The organism is Bacillus sp. WMMC1349 (assembly GCF_013155385.1).
Lineage (GTDB): Bacteria > Bacillota > Bacilli > Bacillales > Bacillaceae > Bacillus.
On the sequence record NZ_JABJUQ010000007.1, the window covers coordinates 1,380,648 to 1,404,366 of the forward strand.

The following is a 23,719-nucleotide window of genomic DNA, read 5'->3' on the forward strand; positions in this document are numbered from 1 at the left end:
ACATCGTGAATTGCCGCTGTAATGAAGAACTCGAATATTTTGTCAAGGAAGCGAAAAAGGTCACCAAAAAGGGAAAAGTGGCTTCTTACATACCGGCTTTAGCGGAAGCATCAGGAGATGATTTATCAGCTGCAGTCTACTATGGAGATGGGACATGTCTGTATGCTGGAGATGTTAAGAAGGTTTTTACACTTCAAAGTATATCAAAAGTGCTTTCACTTGCACTTGTACTCATGGATCATGGACCAAATAAAGTGTTTCAATATGTAGGAAAAGAACCGACCGGTGATCCGTTCAATTCCATCATCAAACTTGAAACCGATAATCCGGGAAAACCGCTTAATCCAATGATTAATGCCGGTGCATTAGTCGTCACCAGTATGATCAAGGGAACATCATCAGCTGATAAAATTGAATATTTATTAAATTTCGTTAGAACGCTGGCTAATAACCAAAGTATTTCTATATGTCAAAGGGTTTCACAATCTGAATATGAAACATCTATGATCAATCGGTCCATGTGCTATTACATGAAAGAGTACGAAATTTTTCGCGGTGAAGTGGAAGAAGTTATCGATATTTACACAAAACAGTGTGCTATTCAAATGAATAGTCTGGATCTGGCGAAAATCGGCTCAGTTTTTGCACTAAATGGCAAACACCCAGAAACAGGAAAGCAAATCATCCCAACAGACATTGCAAGAATATGCAAAACATTCATGGTTACTTGCGGTATGTACAATGCCAGTGGTGAATTTGCGATTAAAATTGGAATTCCCGCAAAGAGCGGGGTTTCAGGTGGAATTATGGGGCTATCTCCAAACCAGTTTGGTATCGGGATATTCGGTCCTGCTCTGAATGAAAAAGGAAACAGTATAGCCGGAATCCGCCTCTTGGAACTCTTATCTGCAAACTATAATCTGAGTATTTTTTAGCGGTTTAATCAGTAGAAATAACTTGCAATTTTAGCGGTTAGGCTTTATTATGAATAGAAGAATTAGGTACTCGCTTGGGGAACGGAGGGATATTTTTGGTGTCTGAAACTGTAGTCGATCATCGTGAAAAAGCACTTAGTTTGTTAAAACGTGATGCTGATAAAATTTTAAAGCTGATTCAAGTGCAAATGGACAACTTAACGATGCCTCAATGTCCTCTTTATGAAGAGGTTTTAGATACACAAATGTTCGGACTTTCTAGGGAAATTGACTTTGCAGTCCGCCTTGGATTAATAGAAGAACACGAGGGGAAAGAATTGCTCTATACGCTCGAATGTGAATTGTCTGCATTGCATGATGCATTTACAAAAAAATAAAAGAATACTCAGGGACTCCTTTATAGTCTGAGTCAGCTTGTCGGGCGACGTGTATAAGTACACAGACTGCCGGCAGGCTTTTTTGTTATTGAAGGAACAGACGGTAGGAGTGACGAATAAAACGAATAAACGATGGATGAATTCCGCCGATAAAAAGAGCAATCAAGACGGCTAATGATATTCTTCGTTCTTTTGGTAAAAGTGTAGTAAAATAACGAAAAGCTCATATAAAAAATGTTCAAGGGCAAAGTAAGGAAGAGGATAAATATGATAAAAAGAATGCTCAAATCGTATGATTATTCACTCATCTTTGCTGTATTTCTCATCTGCGGGTTCGGGCTCGTGATGGTGTACAGTTCAAGTGTAATCACAGCGGTTACAAAATATGGAAAAGACAGTGACTATTTTTTTAACAAACAGACTACGGCTTTAATGGTTGGTTTACTGATATTTTTATTTACGGCATTTTTTCCGTATAAAGCATTTGCCAATCGGAAATTTCAAAAGCTGCTGTTGCTCGGCTCGCTCTTTGCTTTAATTGCTTTATTTGGTGTTGGCCATATAGCTGGAAACGCTCAAAGCTGGTATAAGATTTCGAATTACAGCATTCAGCCTGGTGAATTTGTCAAGCTGACAGTCATCTTGTATCTTTCTTCTGTTTATGCTAAAAAGCAAAGTTATATTAATAATCTAGGAACGGGAATTGCTCCACCAGCTCTCCTTACTGTGGTAATCTGTGTGTTAGTTGCTGTTCAGCCTGATTTTGGGACAGCATTCATCATTGGATTGATCGCTTTGTGCATCATTCTCTGCTCAGGGTTCAGCGGAAAGACATTGCTAAAGTTGTTAACGTTGGTTGGCATCGTTTTTGTCCTTATCAGTCCACTTATCCTTTTCAATGCGGACGATATTTTAACGAAGGAGCGTTTGAGTCGTTTTGAAAGTTATCAAAACCCATTTGAAGATCAGACAGGTAAAGGTTTTCAAGTGTCAAACTCCTTGATTGCAATTGGTACAGGTGGAATTTTTGGTCTTGGCCTTGGTGAAAGTATTCAAAAATACAATTATCTTCCTGAAGCCCATACGGATTTTATTATGTCCGTTATTGCAGAAGAACTTGGTGTTTTCGGTGTTTTATTTGTGATCCTGTTACTCAGCTTTATTGTTATAAAAGGTTTTTATATTGCAAGAAAATGTGAGGATCCATTCGGTAGTCTGCTTGCTATTGGAATCTCAAGTATGATCGCTCTCCAAACATTTATTAATTTAGGGGGTATTTCAGGGTTGATTCCTTTAACAGGTGTAACTCTTCCATTTATTAGTTATGGGGGATCCTCACTTGTTGTCCTTTTAGCGAGCGTGGGAATTTTAGTGAATATTAGTATGTTCAACGAATATTTCAATCGTTATAAACGAAAACAGTCTATTAATACTACAAAATTCAAAGAAAATCAATATCAAAAAAGTATTAATTATTAAAAAACTTAGCGTGTACAGGTGTTTTAGATTGATTTAGAATAGATACATACTAAGATTTGGTTAGGGGGAACGACATTGTTACTGCAGTCTATCCAAAAAGTTCTTGTTGCAAACAGGGGGGAAATCGCAATCCGTGTTTTTCGTGCTTGTGCAGAGCTGCATATTCGCACGGTAGCGATTTACTCAAAAGAAGACAGCAAATCTTATCACAGATATAAAGCTGATGAAGCTTACTTGGTAGGTGAAGGAAAAAAACCGATCGATGCTTACCTTGATATTGAAGGAATCATAGAGATAGCGAAGCGGAATCATGTTGACGCAATTCATCCGGGCTATGGTTTTTTATCAGAAAATATCCAATTTGCCAAACGTTGTGAAGAGGAAGGGATTATTTTCATCGGTCCGACATCAGAACATTTAGATATGTTCGGTGATAAAGTAAAAGCGCGTGAGCAGGCAGAAAAAGCAGGGATTCCTGTTATTCCGGGGAGTAATGGTTCGGTTGACAGTTTGCATGATGTTGAACACTTTGTTAAACAACACGGCTATCCAATTATCATTAAGGCATCCCTTGGCGGGGGAGGCCGTGGCATGCGGATCGTCAGGGAAGCTTCAGAACTTGCGGAGGCATATAATCGAGCAAAATCAGAAGCGAAAGCTGCATTTGGAAATGATGAAGTATATGTTGAAAAGCTGATCGAAAAACCGAAACATATTGAAGTTCAGATATTCGGAGATAAAGACGGAAATATGGTTCATCTGTTTGATCGTGATTGCTCTGTGCAAAGAAGACATCAAAAAGTGATTGAAATTGCGCCAAGTGTCGGACTATCTGATTCGCTTAGAAATAGAATTTGTGATGCGGCAGTGGCTCTGGCGAAAAACGTTCATTATATAAATGCTGGAACAGTTGAATTTTTAGTTGCTGATGAAGAGTTTTACTTTATTGAAGTCAATCCTCGCGTTCAAGTTGAGCACACCATTACAGAAATGGTAACGGGTATTGATATAGTTCAGACGCAAATTATGATTGCCGGCGGGCTCAGCCTGAAGAGTAAAGAAATCAATATACCTCATCAGGAAGCCGTCATTCTTCATGGCTATGCGATTCAATCAAGGGTAACGACAGAGGACCCTGCAAACAATTTTATGCCTGATACAGGTAAAATTATGGCATATAGATCAGGTGGAGGGTTTGGTGTTCGTCTCGATACAGGAAATAGTTTTCAAGGTGCGGTTATTACACCTTATTACGATTCTCTGCTTGTCAAACTTTCAACATGGGCACTGACATTTGAACAGGCTGCTGCGAAAATGGTGCGAAACCTTCGCGAATTCCGGGTAAGAGGGATTAAAACAAACATTCCGTTTCTCGAGAATGTAGCAAAGCATGAGAAATTTTTAACAGGGCAATATGACACATCTTTTATCGATTCAACACCAGAGCTGTTTGTATTTCCGAAACAAAGAGACCGCGGCACAAAAATGTTAACATATATCGGGAATGTTACAGTCAATGGTTTTCCTGGTATACAACAAAAGAAAAAACCGGAATTTGATCATCCGCCGATCATTAAAACAGATATTGATCAGCCAATTGCGAACGGAACGAAACAGATCCTTGATGAACGGGGAGCGGACGGACTTGTCAAGTGGGTGAAAGATCAAAAAAATGTTTTGCTGACTGACACAACATTTCGCGATGCTCACCAATCATTGCTTGCAACAAGATTCCGCACTCGTGATTTGAAGAAGATTGCGGCTCCGACAGCTGCTGTTTGGTCTGAACTGTTCAGTCTTGAAATGTGGGGGGGAGCTACCTTTGATGTAGCATACCGTTTCTTAAAAGAGGACCCTTGGAAAAGACTTGAAGAATTGCGGAAAGAGATTCCAAATACGATGTTTCAAATGCTGTTAAGATCGTCAAATGCTGTTGGTTATAAAAACTATCCTGACAACTTGATCGAAAAGTTTGTTAGCGAGTCTGCGGCAGCCGGAATTGATGTGTTCCGCATTTTTGATAGCTTAAACTGGGTCAAGGGGATGACGCTTGCTATCGATGCGGTCCGCTCTTCAGGAAAAATTGCAGAGGCAGCGATTTGCTATACCGGTGACATTCTTGATCCGGCAAGAACGAAGTATAATCTTGACTACTATACATCAATGGCCAAAGAGCTTGAGGCTGCAGGAGCCCATATTCTTGGGATCAAAGATATGGCAGGGCTGTTAAGACCGCAAGCTGCATATGAATTAGTGTCTGCTTTGAAAGAGACAATCGATATCCCGATCCACCTTCATACCCATGATACAAGCGGTAATGGTATATTTATGTATGCCAAAGCAATCGAAGCTGGGGTTGATATTGTTGATGTAGCAGTCAGCTCAATGGCGGGGTTAACATCCCAGCCGAGTGCCAGCTCGCTTTATCATGCTCTTGAAGGAAATAAACGCCGTCCGCAATTAAATGTTGATGCCGTTGACTCGCTTTCGCAATATTGGGAATCTGCGAGAAAATATTACAGTGAATTTGAAAGTGGGATGAATGCGCCCCATACTGAAATTTATAATCATGAGATGCCTGGCGGTCAGTACAGTAACTTGCAGCAACAGGCGAAAGGCGTCGGACTTGGTGACCGCTGGAATGAGGTCAAGGACATGTATCGGCGAGTCAATGATATGTTTGGTGATATTGTAAAGGTAACACCATCTTCTAAAGTTGTTGGAGATATGGCGCTCTATATGGTGCAAAATCAATTGACAGAAGAGGATATTTATGAAAGAGGAGAATCGCTTGACTTCCCGGATTCGGTTGTTGAGCTCTTTAAAGGATACCTTGGTCAACCGCATGGCGGCTTCCCTGAAAAGCTGCAAAAGTTGATTTTAAAAGGAGAAAAACCGATTACCGTCCGTCCTGGGGAGTTGCTTGAGAAAGTCTGTTTTGATGAAATCAAAGCCGAATTTTTAGAAGCGCATGACATGGTGTTAACCGATCAGGATGCTGTCTCATATGCTCTTTATCCAAAAGTGTTTACCGAGTATGTCAAAACCGCAGAGACGTATGGAAATATTTCTGTTTTAGACACACCGACCTTTTTCTATGGTATGACACTTGGGGAAGAAATCGAAGTTGAAATTGAAAGAGGAAAAACGCTTTTCGTCAAACTAGTCTCAATTGGTGAACCTCGTGCCGATGCGACAAGAGTTGTTTATTTTGAATTGAACGGACAGCCTCGTGAAGTGATCATCAGAGATGAAAGCATTAAATCTTCCATTCACCAAAATATGAAGGCAGATCGTTCAAACCCGAATCATATCGCAGCTTCTATGCCAGGCACAGTCATGAAGTTGTTGGTTGAAAAAGGTGATCAAGTGAAAAAAGGTGATCATTTGATGGTCAATGAAGCGATGAAAATGGAAACAACAGTTCAAGCTCCGTTTTCAGGAACGATTGAAAACATTTATGTTAAAAACGGGGAAGCAATTGAAACAGGCGACTTACTCATTGAAATGAAAAAATAAACGATGAAGACCTGCCGACGATGTCGGCAGTCTTTTTTTGTGAAAAAGAAAGGGGTGTGGATGAATAAAAATTGGGGAATTTGCTCGCTTTCCGCGGGCGATCCGCGAGCCTCCTCGGAGCTCGTTCCTTGCTCCTCTTGGGTCTCGCCATTCCCCCTGATTCAAGTTGATAAAGGACTTTTTAGACAGCTCCTCTTAATAAGCTTTCAGCGTTGTATTAAAAGAACTCCCCAGAGAGGTGCATTCGCCAACCAAAATATCAACAGACATGTCAAAAGACAGCACACAACATGGAGATGTCCGAAGTATAGAACATTTATGGGAAAATCAAAAAAGATATTTGAGAAATTATGTGAAAGGAAAGGCGTCGAAATGATCGAAGCAACAGCGTGTGAAGATCATATGCATATGTTAGTGAGCATACTGCCAAAGATAAGTGTATCAGCATTTGATTGTCACGCAAATTTGGAAAACGGAAATTTTGGTGTACTGGATATGACGTAGACACAGTAGGAAGAAACAAAAAGGTAGTAGAAAATATATACGAAATCAGATACAGTGCGGAACAATTAACGATGATGGAATATATCGATCCATTCACAGGTGAAGAGGTCAAGAAAAAGAAACGAAAATAAGGAGAAGACCTTTGAGGGCTGGCCAGAAGAAGTAGTACATAAGGTGAACCATTGAGAAGCCTTTTAGGGTTTGGTTAGTAACAACGGCTTTCAACCGCAGAGCAAACCGCCAATTCATACGGGATATGATGGCCGGTTGCCGCAACCAAAAATAAAACCCGCCAGTGCAAGCTGGTGGGTTTGGTTTTTGATTTGCCTAATTTAGAATCTATTGTCGATAACGGACCATCAATAATAAGAAATAACTGAGAATCCCGAATAGACAAGAAATAAATAAGGCATGGGCAAGTGCGAAGCCCAGATCTAATCTAGTCAAGACAACGAGAATTCCTGAAACTGCTTGAAGAACAATCAAGATTAGGGAAATGATCCAGCCCCAATACATTCTCTTCTGATGTTGGTAATGTCTCACGGCATGAAGGGTAGCAATCACAATCCATAAGAAAAGCAAGGTGGCAGCGATTCTGTGACCCATCTGGACCCATTCGTGAAACTGAGCCGGAATTCCGCTATTTAGTCTGCTGCAGAGCGGAAAATCTGGACAAGCTAGACTTGAATTTGTGTGGCGTACATAGGCTCCTGTATAAACAACGATATAGGTATATATCATAAGACCTACAATATGAAACCGCATGGTTTTTCCTATAGAAAATGAGTCCACTTTCTTTTGAGAAACAGCTTCAAAAATGAGAAGTGTTAAAAGTAAAACCGATGCGAATGAGACTAAAGAAATTCCAAAATGAAGAGCCATCACTAGTGCAGATGATCCAAATACAACCGCAGCTGCTCCTAACAGAGCTTGGAGAATGAGAAAAACAACCGACATAATCGCGAGAAATTTTGTTTCCCTTATATGACCGATTTTTTTCCAGCTCCAAATGGCAAGAGCTAACACTAAAATTCCGCAAGTGCCGCTTACAAATCGGTGACTCCATTCGATGATCGATTCCAATGTTAATGCCGGAAATATGCTGCCATTACAAAGCGGCCATGATCTCCCACACCCCATCCCAGACCCTGTTTTTGTAACGAGTGCCCCGCCGATGAGTACGAATAACATGGCGATTGTTGTGATGATACCCAAACCTTTTAATGCTTTATTCATAAATTCAATTCCCCTTTTTATGAAAGAAAATAAGTACTAGTCCTTTACAAGTTTAAGCAAATTGAGGTTCTGGTGCAATTCATTAGCATTGGTGTTCACAAAAATGCAATACAATATGTTCACATTTTTCTTTCGTTTAGAGACTTGATAAATCCGGTTTCGTTTGATAGAACTATATTAGAATGACGTTGCTCTCTATGGTTGTTCACGACTTTTCCTGCATTTGTATCAGAAGTCATAAAAAGTTCACAAATAATAAGCGGTTTGTCGATTAATATTTAATAGGATGTTTTTTTCCATTCGGTAATCTAGTATGATAGAGTTGTAGGTTTTTATGAATATATCATTTCTCTTCAAGTCATAGAGGTTTGGGTAAGGGGGGTTTTATGTTATGGCTGAATCAAGAATGACAGCTGATCCAACAATGAATGCACAAATAGAAGAAACAACACCATGGAAAGATTTCCTCGCTCTTATTAAAGTCGGGATTGTATACTCAAACCTGATCACAACGTTTACAGGGATGTGGCTCGCTTTTTATTTATCAAATATGAGCTTTTTAGGAAATCTCGATATTGTCTTGTATACTTTAGCCGGATCTTCGCTCATTATAGCGGGATCATGTGTGATCAACAATTATTATGATCGTGATATTGACCAGCTGATGCAACGGACAAAAACAAGACCAACTGTGACAGGCAAAATTCAACCTTCACATGCATTATGGTTTGGTATTTTGTTGATTGCATTCGGCTTTATGCTGTTGCTTATGACAACAATGACAGCTGTTGCTGTCGGTTTTGTCGGTGTTTTCACATATGTTTTTCTATATACAATGTGGACGAAACGCCGTTACACCATCAATACGATTATCGGCAGTATCTCAGGAGCCGTTCCTCCTCTGATCGGATGGACTGCTGTTCAAAGTACGATTAGTGTTGAAGCATGGATATTGTTTTTGATTATGTTTATCTGGCAGATTCCACACTTTTTGGCACTTGCGATTAAAAAAACGGAGGAATATCGGGCTGCCGACATCCCAATGTTACCGGTTGTCCACGGTTTTGAGATTACGAAAAGACAGATTATGGTCTGGATTGTCTGTTTAATGCCGCTGCCTTTTTTTCTTAGTGAGCTTGGCTTACCGATCGTTATTCTCGGTACACTGCTGAATATTGGCTGGCTCATTTGTGGCCTTGTTGGATACAAAAACAACAATATCATGAAGTGGGCAACACTTATGTTTGTATATTCATTGAATTACTTGACGATTTTCTTTGTTGCTGTTGTTGTCTTTACACTTTTTAAAATTGGATAAAGTACATCTTGAAGGCTGTCACTTAAACTAGGGACAACAATCATGTAAAAGCCGCCTTATCGATTTTTTTCGATCATGTTTATAAAGGCGGCTTTACATTTATACATAGATGGTATTTTGAGTAAAAAACATCATGATTTAAGAAAAAAGGAAATGTAAGTGCTTTAATTAACGAAGGGTTAGATGTGTGAAGAGGTGTTTATATAGTTTTTGTCGTGCAAGTTCCAAAAGGATTGATTAAAAAGGGGTTGGGATGAAATGTTTAAAAAATGGCGTCTGATGTCATTGTTCGCTATTTTGGCGCTCGTTCTAACAGGGTGCGGAGGAAAACCGTTTTTGTCAACGCTTAAACCGGCGGGAGAAGTGGCTGAGAAGCAATATTATTTAATGATTCTCAGTACGCTGATCATGGTGGTTGTTGTCTTGGTCGTGAGTTTTATTTTTATCTTTGTCATTTTGAAATACAGAAGGTCTAGACTCGGTGATGATCACATGCCGAAACAGATTGAAGGAAGTCATAAATTGGAGATCTTATGGACTGTTATTCCGATTATTTTGCTTCTGATCTTAGCTGTTCCTGTTGTTTCAGATACGTTTGATTTAGGGAAAACAAAAGCGATGGATAAGAAAAACAGAGACCCTGAGAAAACGCTTGTCGTCAATGTCAGAGCGAGCCTTTATTGGTGGGAATTCGAATACCCTGATTATGGTATTGTTACAAGTCAAGAATTAATTGTTCCTACCGATAAACGCGTTTATTTTAAGTTGAAAGCTTCTGATATTAAACACTCCTTCTGGATACCTGCGGTTGGTGGAAAAATCGATACAAATACAGAAAACGAAAATAAATTTTATTTAACATTCGATGATGAGAAGAGCAAGGATGCCGGCGGCTATTTTTACGGGAAATGTGCTGAACTTTGCGGACCTTCCCATGCGTTAATGGACTTTAAAGTTAAAACTGTTTCTAAAGATCAATTTCAAAAATGGGTAAATGATATGAAACATTATAAATCTAAACCGAAGACAGATTTGGCGGTGCAAGGAGAAAAGCTTTTTAAAGAAAAGAACTGTTTAAGCTGCCATGCGACAGACCCTAAGGATAAGAGGGCAGAAGCGGCACGGACAGCGCCAAATTTAGCTACTTTCGGGGAACGAACTAGAGTAGCAGGGGTAAAGGATTTTAGTGATCAAAATATTAAAGATTGGTTAAAAGACCCTGAAAGCATCAAACCGGGTAATAAAATGACGGGAACCTATCCAGCTTTAAATGAACAGGAAATTGATGCATTAACAGAATATTTAAAGGGGTTAAAAACCAAAAAATAACGCTTCAAAGGGACAATGAGGGAGGTTTGCATTGTGAGTACGCTTACAAAAAAGCAAAGTTTTGGGGCTGTTTTATGGGACTATTTGACAACGGTTGATCATAAGAAAATTGCCGTACTGTATTTGATCGGAGGGGGCATCTTCTTTGTACTTGGCGGGCTTGAAGCGATGCTGGTCAGGATTCAGCTGGCAATACCTGAGAATAATATCGTCAGTGCAGGAATCTACAATGAAGTCATGACGATGCATGGGACAACAATGATCTTCCTAGCAGCGATGCCGCTTTTGTTTGCGCTGATGAATGCCGTTGTTCCTCTTCAAATCGGAGCAAGGGATGTGGCATTTCCATTTCTCAATTCTTTAGGATTTTGGTTGTTTCTTTTCGGTGGACTGTTTCTCAATTTAAGTTGGTTCTTAGGTGGGGCTCCAGATGCTGGTTGGACGTCATATGCTTCGCTTTCACTGAATTCGGAAGGCCATGGAATTGACTTCTTTGTTCTTGGTCTGCAAATATCCGGACTTGGTACATTGATTGCGGGAATTAATTTTCTGGCTACAATTATCAACATGAGAGCTCCGGGAATGACTTATATGAGAATGCCTCTTTTTACATGGACGACATTTGTTTCTTCTGCACTGATATTATTCGCTTTTCCTCCATTAACAATTGGTTTGGCACTTTTGATGTTTGACCGACTGTTTGGTACTAGTTTCTTTAACAATGAACTGGGTGGAAATACGATTATTTATGAACATTTATTTTGGATTTTCGGTCACCCGGAAGTTTATCTCTTAATATTGCCTGCTTTCGGAATTTTTTCTGAAATCATTCCTGTTTTTTCACGGAAAAGGTTATTTGGTTATTCTTCAATGGTATTTGCTACGGTATTAATCGGGTTCTTAGGTTATATGGTATGGGCTCACCATATGTTTACAACTGGACTAGGACCTGTGGCAAACGCTATTTTTGCGGTAGCAACTATGGCGATCGCGGTTCCGACCGGAATTAAAATCTTCAATTGGTTGTTCACCATTTGGGGCGGCAGCATCAAATTTACAACACCGATGCTTTATGCTGTATCATTTATCCCGTCATTTGTATTGGGTGGGGTAACAGGAGTGATGCTTGCAGCTGCTCCGGCGGATTATCAGTTCCATGATACTTATTTTGTTGTTGCACATTTCCATTACGTTATTATCGGCGGGGTCGTATTTGGTATATTGGCAGGGGCTCATTATTGGTGGCCAAAAATGTTTGGAAAAATGCTCAGTGAGTCTTTAGGAAAAGTTTCTTTTGTGCTATTTTTTATCGGTTTCCACCTGACGTTTTTTATCCAGCACTGGCTTGGATTGTGGGGGATGCCGCGGCGTGTGTTTACGTATTTGCCTAATCAAGGGCTTGATACAGCGAATTTGGTCAGTACGATTGGCACGTTTTTAATGGGAGCGGGAGTTATTATTTTACTGATTAATGTCATTGTAACGACAGCAAAAGGCAAAAAAGTTGGCAGTGATCCTTGGCAAGATGGCAGAACATTGGAATGGGCGGTGTCATCTCCACCTCCTGAATATAATTTTAAACAGCTGCCACTTGTCAGAGGACTTGATGCTCTATGGATTGAAAAAAGCGCAGGCAAACGGGAAATGACTGCTGCAGAACCAGTTCAAGATATTCACATGCCGAACAGTTCCATTTTACCTTTCTTCATTTCATTGGGTCTGTTTGTAGCGGCATTCGGTCTCATGTATCGTACAGATTCTGCTTGGGGATTACCGGTCATTTTTATCGGCTTCGGAATTACTTTCTTTTCGATGCTTCTACGGTCAGTTATCGATGACCATGGCTACCATATTCATAAAGAAGAACTTCCGGATGACGATGACAAAGGGGTGAAAGCTTAATGCATACAGAAGAGAAATTAACAGCAGAAACTTTTCCGGCTGCTCCTGAACGGGCAACTTTGGAAGGGAAAAATAAGTTTCTTGGGTTTTGGCTGTTTTTAGCAGGTGAAACGATTCTTTTTGCATCGCTTTTCGCAACGTTTTTAGCTCTTCGGGATTCAACTGCCGGAGGTCCGAAGACCAGTGAGATATTTGGTATGGGTCTTGTCTTTTTTGCAACAATGCTCCTTTTGACAAGCAGTTTGACAAGTGTTTATGCCATGTACCATATGAGAAACTTCGCTTTTAAAAAAATGCAGCTTTGGCTCTTGATCACCGTATTGCTCGGTGCCGGATTCCTTGTGCTCGAAATTTATGAATTTAATCACTATGTTCATGAGTTTGGATTTACAATTAAAAGCTCTGCTCTTGGTTCGGCTTTTTATACACTTGTCGGTACACACGGTGCCCATGTCACTTTTGGATTATTCTGGATTTTAACATTGATGATCAGGAACTCTAGACGTGGATTAAACCTTTATAATGCTCCGAAATTTTATGTAGCTAGTCTATATTGGCATTTTATCGATGTTGTTTGGGTGTTTATCTTTACGGTCGTATATTTGATGGGGATGGTGGAATAACATGGTGAATAATGGGAACGGAAAAAACCCAAAAACTGACCTCGTCTACCGGAGAAAGAAAAATAAGGAAGAAATGAAGCATCAGCTTGTTTCTTTCGGTTTGATGATCGGATTGACCATTGTTGCATTCGTAACAGTTGCTACAGATGCAGGTATTTGGTTTACGATTCCATTTATTCTTTTGCTTGCGATCATACAGGTAGTCTTTCAATTGTATTATTTTATGCATATGAGCCAAAGAGGCCATGAGGCACCATCACTATTCCTGTATTCGGGAATTTTCACAGCATTTATCACGGTCTTAGCTTTAATGACGCTTGTTTGGCTCTAGTTTAGATGATCGAAAAAGGAGGTGGTCTTTTTGGGGAATCTCATCATTTTTGGATTTCGGGCACTTTGGAGCCCTTACTTTTTCGGAGGTGTCCTCTTGATCATTGGCTTGTATTTTTTGTTGATCAAGCGTTTACGATCTGAGGGTGATCAGACATCTATTAAACAAATCAGTTTGTTTTTAACAGCGATGGTTCTGCTTTATGTGTCAAAAGGAAGCCCGTTGGATCTCGCCGGACATATTTTTTTCAGCGCACATATGGCACAGATGGCCATTTTGTACTTGGTTGTACCGCCGCTTCTCATCCTAGGGGTGCCAGCTTGGCTTTGGAAGAAAATCTTTTTACGTCCTGTTATTCAACCGCTTTTCCGGTGTTTATCAAAGCCATTAATCGCAATTATTGTGTTTAATGGTTTGTTTTCAATGTATCATGTTCCACTCATTTTTGATTTTGTGAAAACAGATCCTGTTTACCATGCGATGACAACGATTGTTATTTTTATCGCTGCGTTTTTGATGTGGTGGCCGCTTCTTCATTCGGTTAACGAGCTCCCGCAAATGAGCAGTCTTTTGAAGATGGGCTATATTATGGCTAACGGAATGCTTTTGACACCTGCATGTGCTTTAATTATGTTCAGTAAAGCCACTTTATATTTAACATATTCAGATCCGGGCGCATGGGTGGATGCCATGAAATTGTGTGTACCTCTTGATATGCTGAGTGGTATGTCCTTAACAGGACCAGAAATGTTTAGCTCGATGCCTGTCTTACAAGATCAACAATTAGGGGCAATTGTTATGAAAATCATTCAAGAAATTGTCTATGGAACGTGTTTAGCGTTTATTTTCTTTAAATGGGCGAAAAATGAAAGAGCCAAAGATCAAGCAGAGCTGGAACAACATTGTTCTCCTTCGACCGTCCATTAATAAAAAAATGGTACAGTGCTTCTCTGCACTGTGCCATTTTTATGTAAAAGACTATACTTCAAGCGTTGCTAATTTCTCTTTTACCTTTTTTAACACCGATTCACATGATTGAAGGAGCTGAGTGGGAAAATGCTCATCTTCTCCGTATTCCACCCCGTGGGGATAATAATATTTTCCTAAAAGTGGTGTCATCAATTTAATAACGGCATGTCTTGCGCCAACATCACCTTCGATTGCATAGCCGAACACTCGCAGATAGTATCTGCCTTCAACCATATCGAATTTTCGGTCATATGTAACCCTTTCATAGTCCCATTGTCCAGCTCTGACAAAACCTTCACTTTCCATACAATAGTCTAACCGATTAAGCTCAGCATTCAGTCCTTCAATTCCGGATTCTTCAAATCGCATTTATCAGGAACCCCCTTTGTTTTAAAATATTACCTTTACTGACAATCATAGTATGAAAGTGTTGAACTTTCAATGCTGCTTTTATCCATTTGTGAATGTTTTCATGAAAAGTATGAATCAAGGAAGGCTTGACGACAATATGAACAAAGTTTGAATATATGATAGGGAGGTATTCGTTTGACAAGAGTGAAAGATATCATGACAAAAGATTTGTTATATTGCACAGTTCTCGATAATGTTTACGAAACCGCGGTAAAAATGAAGGACGGCAATGTCGGTGCAATTCCAGTTGTAACCGATGACCGTCTTGAGCTTGTCGGTATCGTAACAGATCGTGATTTGGTTTTACGAGGGATAGCCGCCAAAAAACCAAATTCTCAGAAAGTAACAAATGTCATGACAACAAATGTTGTGACAGTGCATGAAGAAGAGCCGTTTGAAAAAGCGATTGATCTGATGGGGGAACATCAAATCAGGAGAATCGTGGTGACAAACGGACCTATATTAACGGGAATCATCACCCTTAAAGATATATCAATTTATGAACAATCAAACCGCCGAGTGCGGGATCTATTAACATTTATATCAGAAAATGAATCAGAGGATTTCCTTCATTAAAAACATATTTGATAATAAAGGCAAATAGGCTGTATTGTAATTGAAAATTTGTGAGTGTTCTGTTTAAATGTCACTAAGGCGTTTGTGATAACCAAGCCATTTGCTGGAGGTGGAAGTTTGAAAAGCATATTAAGAGCATTGATGATCCTTCTGATTGTTGCAGTATCATACACTCTTTTTATTCAATATGGATCAACACCTGAGAAAATTGCCAATGATGATAAACCACAAGTATCTAACAATGAGACGAAACAGAATAAGCCTTTGAATATCCCATCATCAGGATTGCTTTCATTTATCGGAAAATCTCCTGAAACACTTGTAAAAAAGCTAGGAAAACCTGATAGAATCGATTCTTCAGCTTATGATTACAAATGGTGGGTTTACAATAAGGGGAAACAACAATATGTCCAAATCGGTGTTCTTGACGATAAAATCGTCACCCTTTTTGCAACAGGCGACAAGGTTAACACGAAACCATTTAAAATTGGACAACCGGCTAGAGAAGTTTTTAAAACAGCAAAAATTGCACCACATGTTAATGTGGAATACGGTGGTAATTCATATCGCTTTGAGTTTTCAGAGGATGATATGAATACAAGGCCGACTGTTAAGGTTGGCGATTTCTATGTGCAGCTGTATATTGATAAATTTGAAGGGGAATTATCAAGTATTAGAGTAATTGATGCGGAAACTTTGATTAAGCAAAGACCCTATGAGGTTGTATACAGAGGGAAACTCATCGAACCAAAAGCATTAAAAGAGGCTGAGTGGCAACAAGTTGAAAAAGCAAATGAAAATCAAATTTTCGATTTAACAAATGTCATACGTGAAAGATATGGACTATCAAAGCTAGAATGGGATGAGACCGTTTCAAAAGTAGCTGAAGGGCACAGCCGCGATATGAAAGATCATGATTATTTCTCGCATGTTTCAGAGCATGAGGGAACATTAAAGGATCGTCTTGAAAAAGGGAAAGTAAATTATGAACAAGCTGGAGAAAATATTGCTTTAAACTATGTAGATGGACCGGCAGCGATTGAAGGTTGGCTCAATAGTGAAGGGCACAGAAAAGCTCTGCTTAACAAAGATTATACGAACTTGGGAGTTGGTGTTGATCAGAAATATTATACACAAAATTTTATCAAAAAATGGAATTAAGGTTTGTAGAGATGAATAATTAGGCGAACACATTTTACATCATCGGATACATTATAAGTAGGCACTGGTTTTTCGGAGGGGGTGTAGACGTTGACGACCAAAAAAAATGCACACTCATCAATTGATGAGTTTAAGTGGTTTATTAAACGGCATCCTAAGCTCATATCAGAGGTTCGAAAAGGAGAAAACAGCTGGCAGGAAGTGTATGAAAACTGGGTTTTGCTTGGAGAAGATGATGCCATATGGAAACCTTACAAAGAACAAGTAGAAACAAAAGAAACGTCATCTGATGAAAACGGGAAAAACGATTTTATCTCTAAAATGGTCATGGCATTCAGAAAAATGGACGTCGACCAAATGAATGAACAAATGAATAAAATGAGCCAGTCCATTTCTTCATTACAAAGCCTACTCAACCAGTTTTCAAGCGGCGGCACTAAGCAAGGCAACCATCAGAACGGTCAGCAGCCACCATTTTCATTCCGAAAAGATTGATAAAGGAGTTTAACATGCGACAAGAAGTGCAGGAATATGTGTTTAGTGATGAGGAGCGCCGCCGTTTCATCCGTCAGCAACCAGTCTGGTATCGTAAGCTTTCACGTAGTCCACGTGATTTGTCCGCTTTTCAGCTCGACATGATGAATTTTTACGAAAAAACGATTCCTCACCGTGTAAACCAGTTTTCAAACAGTATTCAGATGGCCCAGATGATGATGCAAATGTTCCAAGCGATGCGCACTCAGGATTAAAACCTGGGTGTTTTTTGTATTGATAAAAACTTAGAATTTGTAAAAACTATTGCTTGAGGGAGTTGATCGAGATGAAGAAAAGCTGTTTAATCATCTGCTTATGTTTTTTACTAGCGGGGTGTACAACGTATAAACCGAAACCTAAAGGTGTAATAAGTGATTCTGTCGATAAATTCCAGCAAATAAGCTATGCCTAAAACTTAAAATACATAGACATTTTGAAAAAGATTATTTTATGATACACTATTGTTGGAGGTGCATGTCTATGTATGCCACACTAGAATCTGTAAAGCTTCAGAATGAAGCTTATCAATTGGCCAACATGATCCTTCAATCAGAGGCGGCAGAATATTACCGGCAATCCCGGAAGCGTCTCCAAGAAGATAAAGAGGCCGAACGAATTATCGCTTCGTTTACCAAAATAAAGCAACAATATGAGGACGTACAGCGTTTTGGAAAGTACCATCCTGATCATAAAGAGATTTCAAAAAAAATGAGGGATATTAAAAGACAACTTGACCTTCATGAGACTGTGGCGGAGTTTAGAAAGGCCGAAACAGATCTTCAAACCATCCTAGATGAGGTCAGTGTGGAAATCGGTCAAGCGGTGTCAAAACATATTAAAGTTCCGACTGGAAACCCTTACTTTGATCATCTTTCATCATGCAGTGGTGGCTGCGGATCAGGTGGTAGTTGTGGATGTAAAGTTTCCTGACGAGACGTTTTGTCTCGTCTTTTTCATAGATTGAAGCAGATAAACGACAGGCAGGTGAAAAGCTTGAAAGAAAGACGTCAAGGATTGATCGTTTGGCTTCATTCCTTAAAACATGCAAAAGCACTGAGAAAATTTGGGAATGTTCACTATGTTTCAAAACGGTTAAAATATGCGGTTGTCTATTGTAATATGGATGAGGTTGAAAAAATCATGGCCAAAATACGTTCGTATTCTTATGTCAAAAAGGTTGCTCCCTCGTATAAGCCTTTTTTAAAAATAGAATTTGAATCAAAGCTTGATAAAGCCAAAGAATACGATTATAAAACAGACATATAATCGCTTAAAAAATCCCCGCAAGAATACCCTGCGGGGTCCTTCTATACCTTAAATTAAGGAGAAGGCAAAGGGAGAGGAGAAACCGGAGGAAGAACTTATGGGGAAACGTAAGTCTTCTCCGCGGTTGGCAACAACATCAATTGATGCTGTTACTCTTATTATCACCAAGCATGTTGGTCACTATACATAAAAATTTAGGTTGGTGGTTTGTGCCAAAAAACACTTTATGTTAAGATAATGATGATTTTTTTGAGTTTAAGAAAAAGTGGTGGAAATATGAGAGTAATATCTGGAGTGTACAAAGGGCGCGCCATCAAAGCAGTACCTGGCACATCGACAAGACCAACAACAGATAAAGTAAAAGAGTCGATCTTTAATATGGTCGGTCCATATTTTGAAGGGGGAATCGGTCTTGATTTATTTGCGGGAAGTGGGGGATTAGGTATTGAAGCACTTTCCAGAGGCTTTGACCGCCTCGTTTTTGTGGACCGAGATTTTAAAGCCATTCAAACCGTGAAAGCCAATTTGAAAACTTTAGGTTTGGAAAAGTGTGCAGAAGTCTACAGAAATGACGCTGAAAGGGCACTCTATGCGGTAAGTAAAAGGGGACTTCGTTTTGATGCCATCTTTTTAGATCCTCCATATCAAGAACAAAAACTGAAAGCGCTTTTAATTATGATTGAAAAAACAAACTTGTTGAATGATAATGGATTTATCCTTGCTGAGCATGCGAAAGAAGTGGTACTTCCTCAAGAAACGGGGGAGCTCCGCATTTCGAGACAAGAAATATACGGCTTAACAGGGGTAAGCATTTATAGAAAGAGGGGAAATAGGGATGGCTAGCATTGCCGTTTGTCCCGGAAGTTTTGATCCGGTGACATTTGGACATTTGGATATTATTAAAAGAGGGGCAAAAATATTTGATCAAGTATATGTATGCGTTCTAAACAATTCTTCAAAACAACCGTTGTTTACGGTTGAGGAGCGCTGTGAATTACTAAAAGAAGTAACGAAAGAGATTGATAATGTCCATGTTGAATCTTTTCAGGGTCTGTTGATTCATTATGCTAAAAACAAACAAGCGAACGTTATTTTACGCGGGCTCCGAGCTGTCTCTGATTTTGAATATGAGATGCAAGGGACCTCGATGAATAAAGTGCTTGATGAAAACATTGAGACATTTTTTATGATGACGAATAATCAATACTCATTTTTAAGTTCGAGCATTGTAAAAGAGGTGGCTAAATATAATGGATCTGTAGCAGAACTTGTCCCTGAATTAGTTGAAGCTGCACTTCAACATAAGTTTGCAAAAAAATGAGCGCCCGAATATGGCTGCTCATTTTTTTTCTAGTGATAATGTCTTTGTATAAAGGATCAGATAAATAAAAAGTGTCCCAATCGTAACAAGAGGTCCTATTTGCACTAAAGAATTCCATACTTGTACAACAAGTGATTCGGTTTTTCCATCGCGAAAAAATAAAAAAACTGGTTCATTTAGTTGAGTGAAAGATGTGTAAAGAGGTTTCCAAAGGATCGGTACAAATAGAGCCGCATAAATACCTTGTAAAAACCGAGCGATAAAAAATGGTTTGAAACGAATATCTGTTTCTGCAAGTATTCCGGCGACCTGAGCTTGGACACAGAAACCGCTAAATCCTAATATAAAACTTACGATAATCGCTTTTGCTAATAAAGGAGCATTCGCAGCGCTGACAAGTTGACTACCTAGTGTTATTTCAAAAACACCGGATAGTAATGGTTTATCAAGATGAATAGGGAAATGGAGTACACTCAACATCATGCGCATACCTTGTGAGAGAATATCTGTTATGTGAACAACAGACAGAATATTGTTAAAGACAGAAAAAAGGATGATAAAACCGCCTACCATAAGCAGTGTTTGCACGGAAGAGATGACGGCATCACTTAACAATTTTCCCAACGGTCTTTTTTCTTCAAGTCTTGCCTGATGGAGCGCTTTTAAAGCTTCTTTAATCGAAGGGATGCGACGCGTTCTTTTGTTTCGATCTGGATCGACTTCTTCTTTTTTTCCGTAAGAACGCATCGTCACTCCTACGGCTACATTACCTAAATAATGTGCTGCTGCAAGAACAATACCGAGAGCAGGATTATGAAAAAAGCCAACCGCTACAGCTCCGAAGATAAACAACGGGTTAGATGAATTGGTGAATGATGCAAGCCGTTCAGCTTCTACTCGGGATATTTGTCGTTCTTGTCTAAGTCTTGAAGTAAGTTTGGCCCCTGATGGAAATCCGGAAGCCATGCCCATAGCAAGCACAAATCCTCCGACACCTGGGACGCGGAAGACTGGTCTCATAAAAGGTTCGAGGAGTAGTCCAACAAATGTGACGATGCCAAAACCGATCAATAGTTCTGATAAAATAAAAAAAGGCAGTAAGGAAGGGAATACCACCTCCCACCACATCGCTAGTCCATTTTTGGACGCATCAAATGATGCCTGTGGGTGGGTTATAATGGCGGCTGTAAACAGAAGAAGCAAAACGGTTATGATAAAAGTATTTACTTTTTTCATATCGATTCCAAATCCCCCTTAAGACTGTAAATACACATTGTCAGCTGGAACATGATAAAATAAATTGGAGTTGATTTCCACCCGATGCTTCTTTATCATTATACGAAGCTTGGTCCACATTTTAGACCAATAGAATGTCAATTGTCATCAACATCATTCTGCTAGTTAAATTAAAGATGGAGGGTTATATTTTCATGCAAAAAAGAAGATTTGTCCGCATTGCACTCTTGATCGCCATCATCGGAGTCGTTCTATCATTTGTGAGACTCCCTGTTTATATTACTGAGCCGGGGGAGGCGACAGAGCTGAATCCCTTAATTAAGGTAAGGGATGGATACAAGGAAAAAGGCAGTTTTTCTTTAATGACCGTTAAGGTAGGGCCTGCGAATCCTTATACATACATATGGGCAAAGCTTCGTCCTTATCATGAAGTCCTTCCTGAAGAGAACTTTAAACAAGAAGGAGAAACGGATGAGGAATATATGAAAAGGCAGTTGCAAATGATGAGAGACTCCCAAGAAAATGCCATGATAGCAGCTTACAAAAAAGCTGGAAAAAAGGTCAGCTATACGTTTAACGGAGTTTATGTCATGTCTGTTGTTCCCGGTATGCCAGCGGAAGGGAAACTAAAAGTTGGTGACAAAGTCAAAAAAGTGGATGGAAAGACATTTCAATCAGCGGAAAGTTTAGTTCGTTATATTGAAACAAAGGAAGCTAACGATATTGTAAAAGTGTTGATAGAAAGGGATAAAAAACAACAGACCATCACATTGAAGCTGAAAACGTTTAAGGAAGAACCGAACAGAGCAGGGCTAGGCATATCTCTGATAACAGACCGGAATGTGAAGGTGAAGCCAACTGTAAAAGTAAATATTGAAGACATTGGCGGTCCATCAGCAGGTCTGATGATGTCGATGGAAATCTATAATCAATTGACGAAAGCGGATGAAACAAAAGGCCACCATATCGCTGGAACAGGAACAATTGATGAAAAAGGTAGAGTTGGACCAATTGGGGGAATCAGTCAAAAAATTGTTGCAGCAGACAGGGCAGGAGCTGATGTCTTTTTCGCTCCAAATGAAGGGGGTAAAAAAGGCTCGAATTATGAGGAAGCTGTCAAAACAGCGAAAGATATCAAGACCAACATGAAAATTGTCCCTGTTGATGATATGGATGATGCGATCAATTACTTGGAAAAAAAAGTTAAATGATTTTGAGATGGTCATATGAACCGCACTTCTGGCTTAGAGGTGCGGTTTTTTGACTGAAAGGTATTTTAATGTCGTAAAAATAAGCCGTTGTCTTCATCATACCTAAGTGGTGAAAGTGAATACTCCGCTTCAGTCAGTCTTGTTCGTGCAGGTTCATGAAGTGGTGCGCTATAAACTTGTCCAGCTTTTATATCCAGATGAAGAGACGGATTAGAGAGAGACCCAATTTTCGTGATCAGCGGAATCCCCAACTCTTTTTTCTTTTTTGCCAAATATGCCTGGCCTTTTTTGGTCATTCCGAGAAGCCTGATGTAACGAGGGTGTGTTTCCGTAAGAATCTGATGAACAACGGCTTTTTTTGTTCGTGTCAAGATGTGTGTATTCATTCTTTGTAACCTTGTCCATGTATAACGTTTTGTTTTTAGCAATTCCATATATTCTAAGAAAGAACCGGCTTTCTGAATCACTTTCTTGACGCGGTGTTCAAGCCCTTCTTCAACCTCGTAGATTTGCTGAAGTTCTTCTAAATCCATCGTCTGAAGATTGTACTTTAAAAAAGAGAAATAATGTTCTGGAGAATGCCAAAGACCAAAAGTCCTCATATAGTCATTTAATTCCTTAACAGAGCTTTCAGGTAGAAAAAAGCTGCTATCCGATAAAACTCCTTTTTCAATCATCGATTTGCGAATACTTGTCGCACTTGCGATGTTTCCTGACATTTCTGGCAGAAGAGCATCGTGATATTCAGAAGATAAGCGTTTAACAGTCACAGGTTTCATCTGAAAATCGTTCTCTAAAATGGCTTTGACATAGTGGAAACCGAGGATGTTGTTCGGTTTAGAAAGGTCTAAGGTATGTTCACCATTTGTGATCACAGAAAACGCTTTTGTCATAGCGGACGGATAACTCATCCCTGAGGAGACCTGTTTTTTCACTTCCTGATGAAGTGCCTGTTGATGTTCAAGCATATATGTGGCTGTTTGAACAAATGCGTCAGGATCACCATTTTCACTGCCAAAGAATATAGAACTGCAACCTAATTCGTTCAAAAGCGCCACAGCACCTGTAGCAAATATTTCGGCTTTTTGCACGGCGAATACATATGGTAGCTCGACAATGATATCAACATGAGATGTAAGCGCCATTTTCGTTCTTGACCATTTAGAAACGATCGCAGGTTCACCACGTTGCAAAAAAAAGCCACTCATGACAGCGATCGCCACATCACTTCTCGTTTGTGACAATGCTTGTTTGATATGGAACAAGTGACCGTTATGGAAAGGATTATATTCGACAACCACACCTACTGCTTTCATTTTTCCACCTCTCTTGCATCTCTTGAAATAATTATGATACATTTACACAAGGAATCTGTTGGTTTTAAGTGTATGAATTGTAATGTAAGATGTCAACGAATGAAAGATTCAAACATTGATCTGTAAAGAAAAAATATTGACAAAAAACATGATGAAAGCTATAAT

The 23,719-nt window shown here is 39.5% G+C and carries 23 protein-coding genes and 1 pseudogene; 20 read left to right on the forward strand and 4 right to left on the reverse strand.

Going from position 1 to position 23,719, the window contains the following annotated elements; translation table 11 throughout:
* Positions 1 to 5: 5 nt before the first annotated feature.
* From glsA to HOO54_RS09415, 5 genes and pseudogenes are all read left to right on the forward strand, one after another.
* A complete protein-coding gene (gene glsA, locus HOO54_RS09395) occupies positions 6 to 935 on the forward strand; it encodes a glutaminase A (protein ID WP_172294591.1) in 930 nt (309 codons plus the stop codon).
* Positions 936 to 1,030: 95 nt separating this feature from the next.
* Complete coding sequence (locus HOO54_RS09400) at positions 1,031 to 1,312, forward strand: Fpa/YlaN family protein (RefSeq protein ID WP_172294593.1); 282 nt, start codon at positions 1,031 to 1,033, stop codon at positions 1,310 to 1,312.
* A gap of 267 nt (positions 1,313 to 1,579) precedes the next feature.
* Complete coding sequence (ftsW, locus tag HOO54_RS09405) at positions 1,580 to 2,791, forward strand: putative lipid II flippase FtsW (RefSeq protein WP_172294595.1); 1,212 nt, start codon at positions 1,580 to 1,582, stop codon at positions 2,789 to 2,791.
* Between the two features lie 75 nt (positions 2,792 to 2,866).
* Positions 2,867 to 6,310 carry a pyruvate carboxylase gene (gene pyc, locus HOO54_RS09410; protein WP_172294597.1) on the forward strand — a complete coding sequence of 1,148 codons (3,444 nt, stop codon included), beginning with the start codon at positions 2,867 to 2,869 and terminating at the stop codon, positions 6,308 to 6,310.
* Positions 6,311 to 6,628: 318 nt separating this feature from the next.
* Positions 6,629 to 6,945, forward strand: a pseudogene (locus tag HOO54_RS09415) (transposase).
* Between the two features lie 208 nt (positions 6,946 to 7,153).
* Here HOO54_RS09415 and HOO54_RS09420 read toward each other — a convergent pair.
* Positions 7,154 to 8,050: a COX15/CtaA family protein gene (locus tag HOO54_RS09420; protein WP_172294599.1), complete on the reverse strand. Its 897-nt coding sequence runs from the start codon at positions 8,048 to 8,050 to the stop codon at positions 7,154 to 7,156.
* Positions 8,051 to 8,441: 391 nt separating this feature from the next.
* Here HOO54_RS09420 and cyoE point away from each other — a divergent pair, with 391 nt between their 5' ends.
* The 6 genes from cyoE (at position 8,442) to ctaG (ending at position 14,480) form a co-directional block, all read left to right on the forward strand.
* Positions 8,442 to 9,368 carry a heme o synthase gene (gene cyoE, locus HOO54_RS09425; RefSeq protein ID WP_172294601.1) on the forward strand — a complete coding sequence of 309 codons (927 nt, stop codon included), beginning with the start codon at positions 8,442 to 8,444 and terminating at the stop codon, positions 9,366 to 9,368.
* Positions 9,369 to 9,626: 258 nt separating this feature from the next.
* The gene (coxB, locus tag HOO54_RS09430) at positions 9,627 to 10,697 is read left to right on the forward strand and encodes a cytochrome c oxidase subunit II (RefSeq protein WP_172294603.1); all 1,071 of its coding nucleotides are present in this window, start codon (positions 9,627 to 9,629) and stop codon (positions 10,695 to 10,697) included.
* A gap of 15 nt (positions 10,698 to 10,712) precedes the next feature.
* On the forward strand, positions 10,713 to 12,599 hold the full coding sequence (ctaD, locus tag HOO54_RS09435) for a cytochrome c oxidase subunit I (protein ID WP_216664746.1): 1,887 nt from the start codon (positions 10,713 to 10,715) through the stop codon (positions 12,597 to 12,599).
* Positions 12,599 to 13,222 (forward strand): cytochrome c oxidase subunit III, encoded by a 624-nt coding sequence (gene ctaE, locus HOO54_RS09440; RefSeq protein ID WP_172294605.1) that lies wholly within the window; start codon positions 12,599 to 12,601, stop codon positions 13,220 to 13,222. The genes ctaD and ctaE overlap by 1 nt, the downstream gene beginning before the upstream one ends.
* Before the next feature lies 1 nt (position 13,223).
* Positions 13,224 to 13,553, forward strand: coding sequence for a cytochrome c oxidase subunit IVB (gene ctaF, locus HOO54_RS09445; protein ID WP_172294607.1), 330 nt, complete (start codon positions 13,224 to 13,226; stop codon positions 13,551 to 13,553).
* Positions 13,554 to 13,583: 30 nt separating this feature from the next.
* A complete protein-coding gene (gene ctaG / locus HOO54_RS09450) occupies positions 13,584 to 14,480 on the forward strand; it encodes a cytochrome c oxidase assembly factor CtaG (RefSeq protein WP_172294609.1) in 897 nt (298 codons plus the stop codon).
* Between the two features lie 51 nt (positions 14,481 to 14,531).
* Here ctaG and HOO54_RS09455 read toward each other — a convergent pair whose 3' ends face one another.
* Entirely contained in the window at positions 14,532 to 14,891 is a 360-nt protein-coding gene (locus HOO54_RS09455) for a YugN family protein (protein WP_172294611.1), read from the reverse strand.
* Positions 14,892 to 15,068: 177 nt separating this feature from the next.
* Between HOO54_RS09455 and HOO54_RS09460 the strand changes: the two genes are divergently transcribed.
* The 8 genes from HOO54_RS09460 (at position 15,069) to coaD (ending at position 19,791) form a co-directional block, all read left to right on the forward strand.
* A complete protein-coding gene (locus tag HOO54_RS09460) occupies positions 15,069 to 15,509 on the forward strand; it encodes a CBS domain-containing protein (protein ID WP_172294613.1) in 441 nt (146 codons plus the stop codon).
* Between the two features lie 117 nt (positions 15,510 to 15,626).
* Entirely contained in the window at positions 15,627 to 16,670 is a 1,044-nt protein-coding gene (locus HOO54_RS09465; protein WP_172294615.1) for a CAP domain-containing protein, read from the forward strand.
* A 90-nt stretch (positions 16,671 to 16,760) separates the two neighbouring features.
* Positions 16,761 to 17,165, forward strand: a complete 405-nt coding sequence (gene ylbD, locus HOO54_RS09470; protein ID WP_172294617.1) for a YlbD family protein — start codon at positions 16,761 to 16,763, stop codon at positions 17,163 to 17,165.
* Between the two features lie 14 nt (positions 17,166 to 17,179).
* On the forward strand, positions 17,180 to 17,419 hold the full coding sequence (locus HOO54_RS09475; protein ID WP_172294619.1) for a YlbE-like family protein: 240 nt from the start codon (positions 17,180 to 17,182) through the stop codon (positions 17,417 to 17,419).
* A gap of 265 nt (positions 17,420 to 17,684) precedes the next feature.
* A complete protein-coding gene (gene ricF / locus HOO54_RS09480) occupies positions 17,685 to 18,134 on the forward strand; it encodes a regulatory iron-sulfur-containing complex subunit RicF (RefSeq protein ID WP_172294621.1) in 450 nt (149 codons plus the stop codon).
* 63 nt (positions 18,135 to 18,197) lie between these two features.
* Positions 18,198 to 18,470: a YlbG family protein gene (locus HOO54_RS09485; RefSeq protein ID WP_172294623.1), complete on the forward strand. Its 273-nt coding sequence runs from the start codon at positions 18,198 to 18,200 to the stop codon at positions 18,468 to 18,470.
* A gap of 276 nt (positions 18,471 to 18,746) precedes the next feature.
* Complete coding sequence (rsmD, locus tag HOO54_RS09490; RefSeq protein WP_253907648.1) at positions 18,747 to 19,313, forward strand: 16S rRNA (guanine(966)-N(2))-methyltransferase RsmD; 567 nt, start codon at positions 18,747 to 18,749, stop codon at positions 19,311 to 19,313.
* Positions 19,306 to 19,791 carry a pantetheine-phosphate adenylyltransferase gene (gene coaD, locus HOO54_RS09495; RefSeq protein WP_172294625.1) on the forward strand — a complete coding sequence of 162 codons (486 nt, stop codon included), beginning with the start codon at positions 19,306 to 19,308 and terminating at the stop codon, positions 19,789 to 19,791. The genes rsmD and coaD overlap by 8 nt, the downstream gene beginning before the upstream one ends.
* A gap of 18 nt (positions 19,792 to 19,809) precedes the next feature.
* Here coaD and ylbJ read toward each other — a convergent pair whose 3' ends face one another.
* On the reverse strand, positions 19,810 to 21,033 hold the full coding sequence (gene ylbJ, locus HOO54_RS09500) for a sporulation integral membrane protein YlbJ (RefSeq protein ID WP_172299455.1): 1,224 nt from the start codon (positions 21,031 to 21,033) through the stop codon (positions 19,810 to 19,812).
* A gap of 188 nt (positions 21,034 to 21,221) precedes the next feature.
* On the opposite strand from ylbJ, the gene HOO54_RS09505 reads away from it, so the two are divergent.
* Entirely contained in the window at positions 21,222 to 22,238 is a 1,017-nt protein-coding gene (locus tag HOO54_RS09505) for a SepM family pheromone-processing serine protease (protein ID WP_172294627.1), read from the forward strand.
* Positions 22,239 to 22,303: 65 nt separating this feature from the next.
* Here the strand turns inward: HOO54_RS09505 and HOO54_RS09510 are convergent, their stop codons facing one another.
* Positions 22,304 to 23,554 (reverse strand): nucleotidyltransferase, encoded by a 1,251-nt coding sequence (locus tag HOO54_RS09510; RefSeq protein ID WP_172294629.1) that lies wholly within the window; start codon positions 23,552 to 23,554, stop codon positions 22,304 to 22,306.
* Between the last annotated feature and the right edge of the window lie 165 nt (positions 23,555 to 23,719).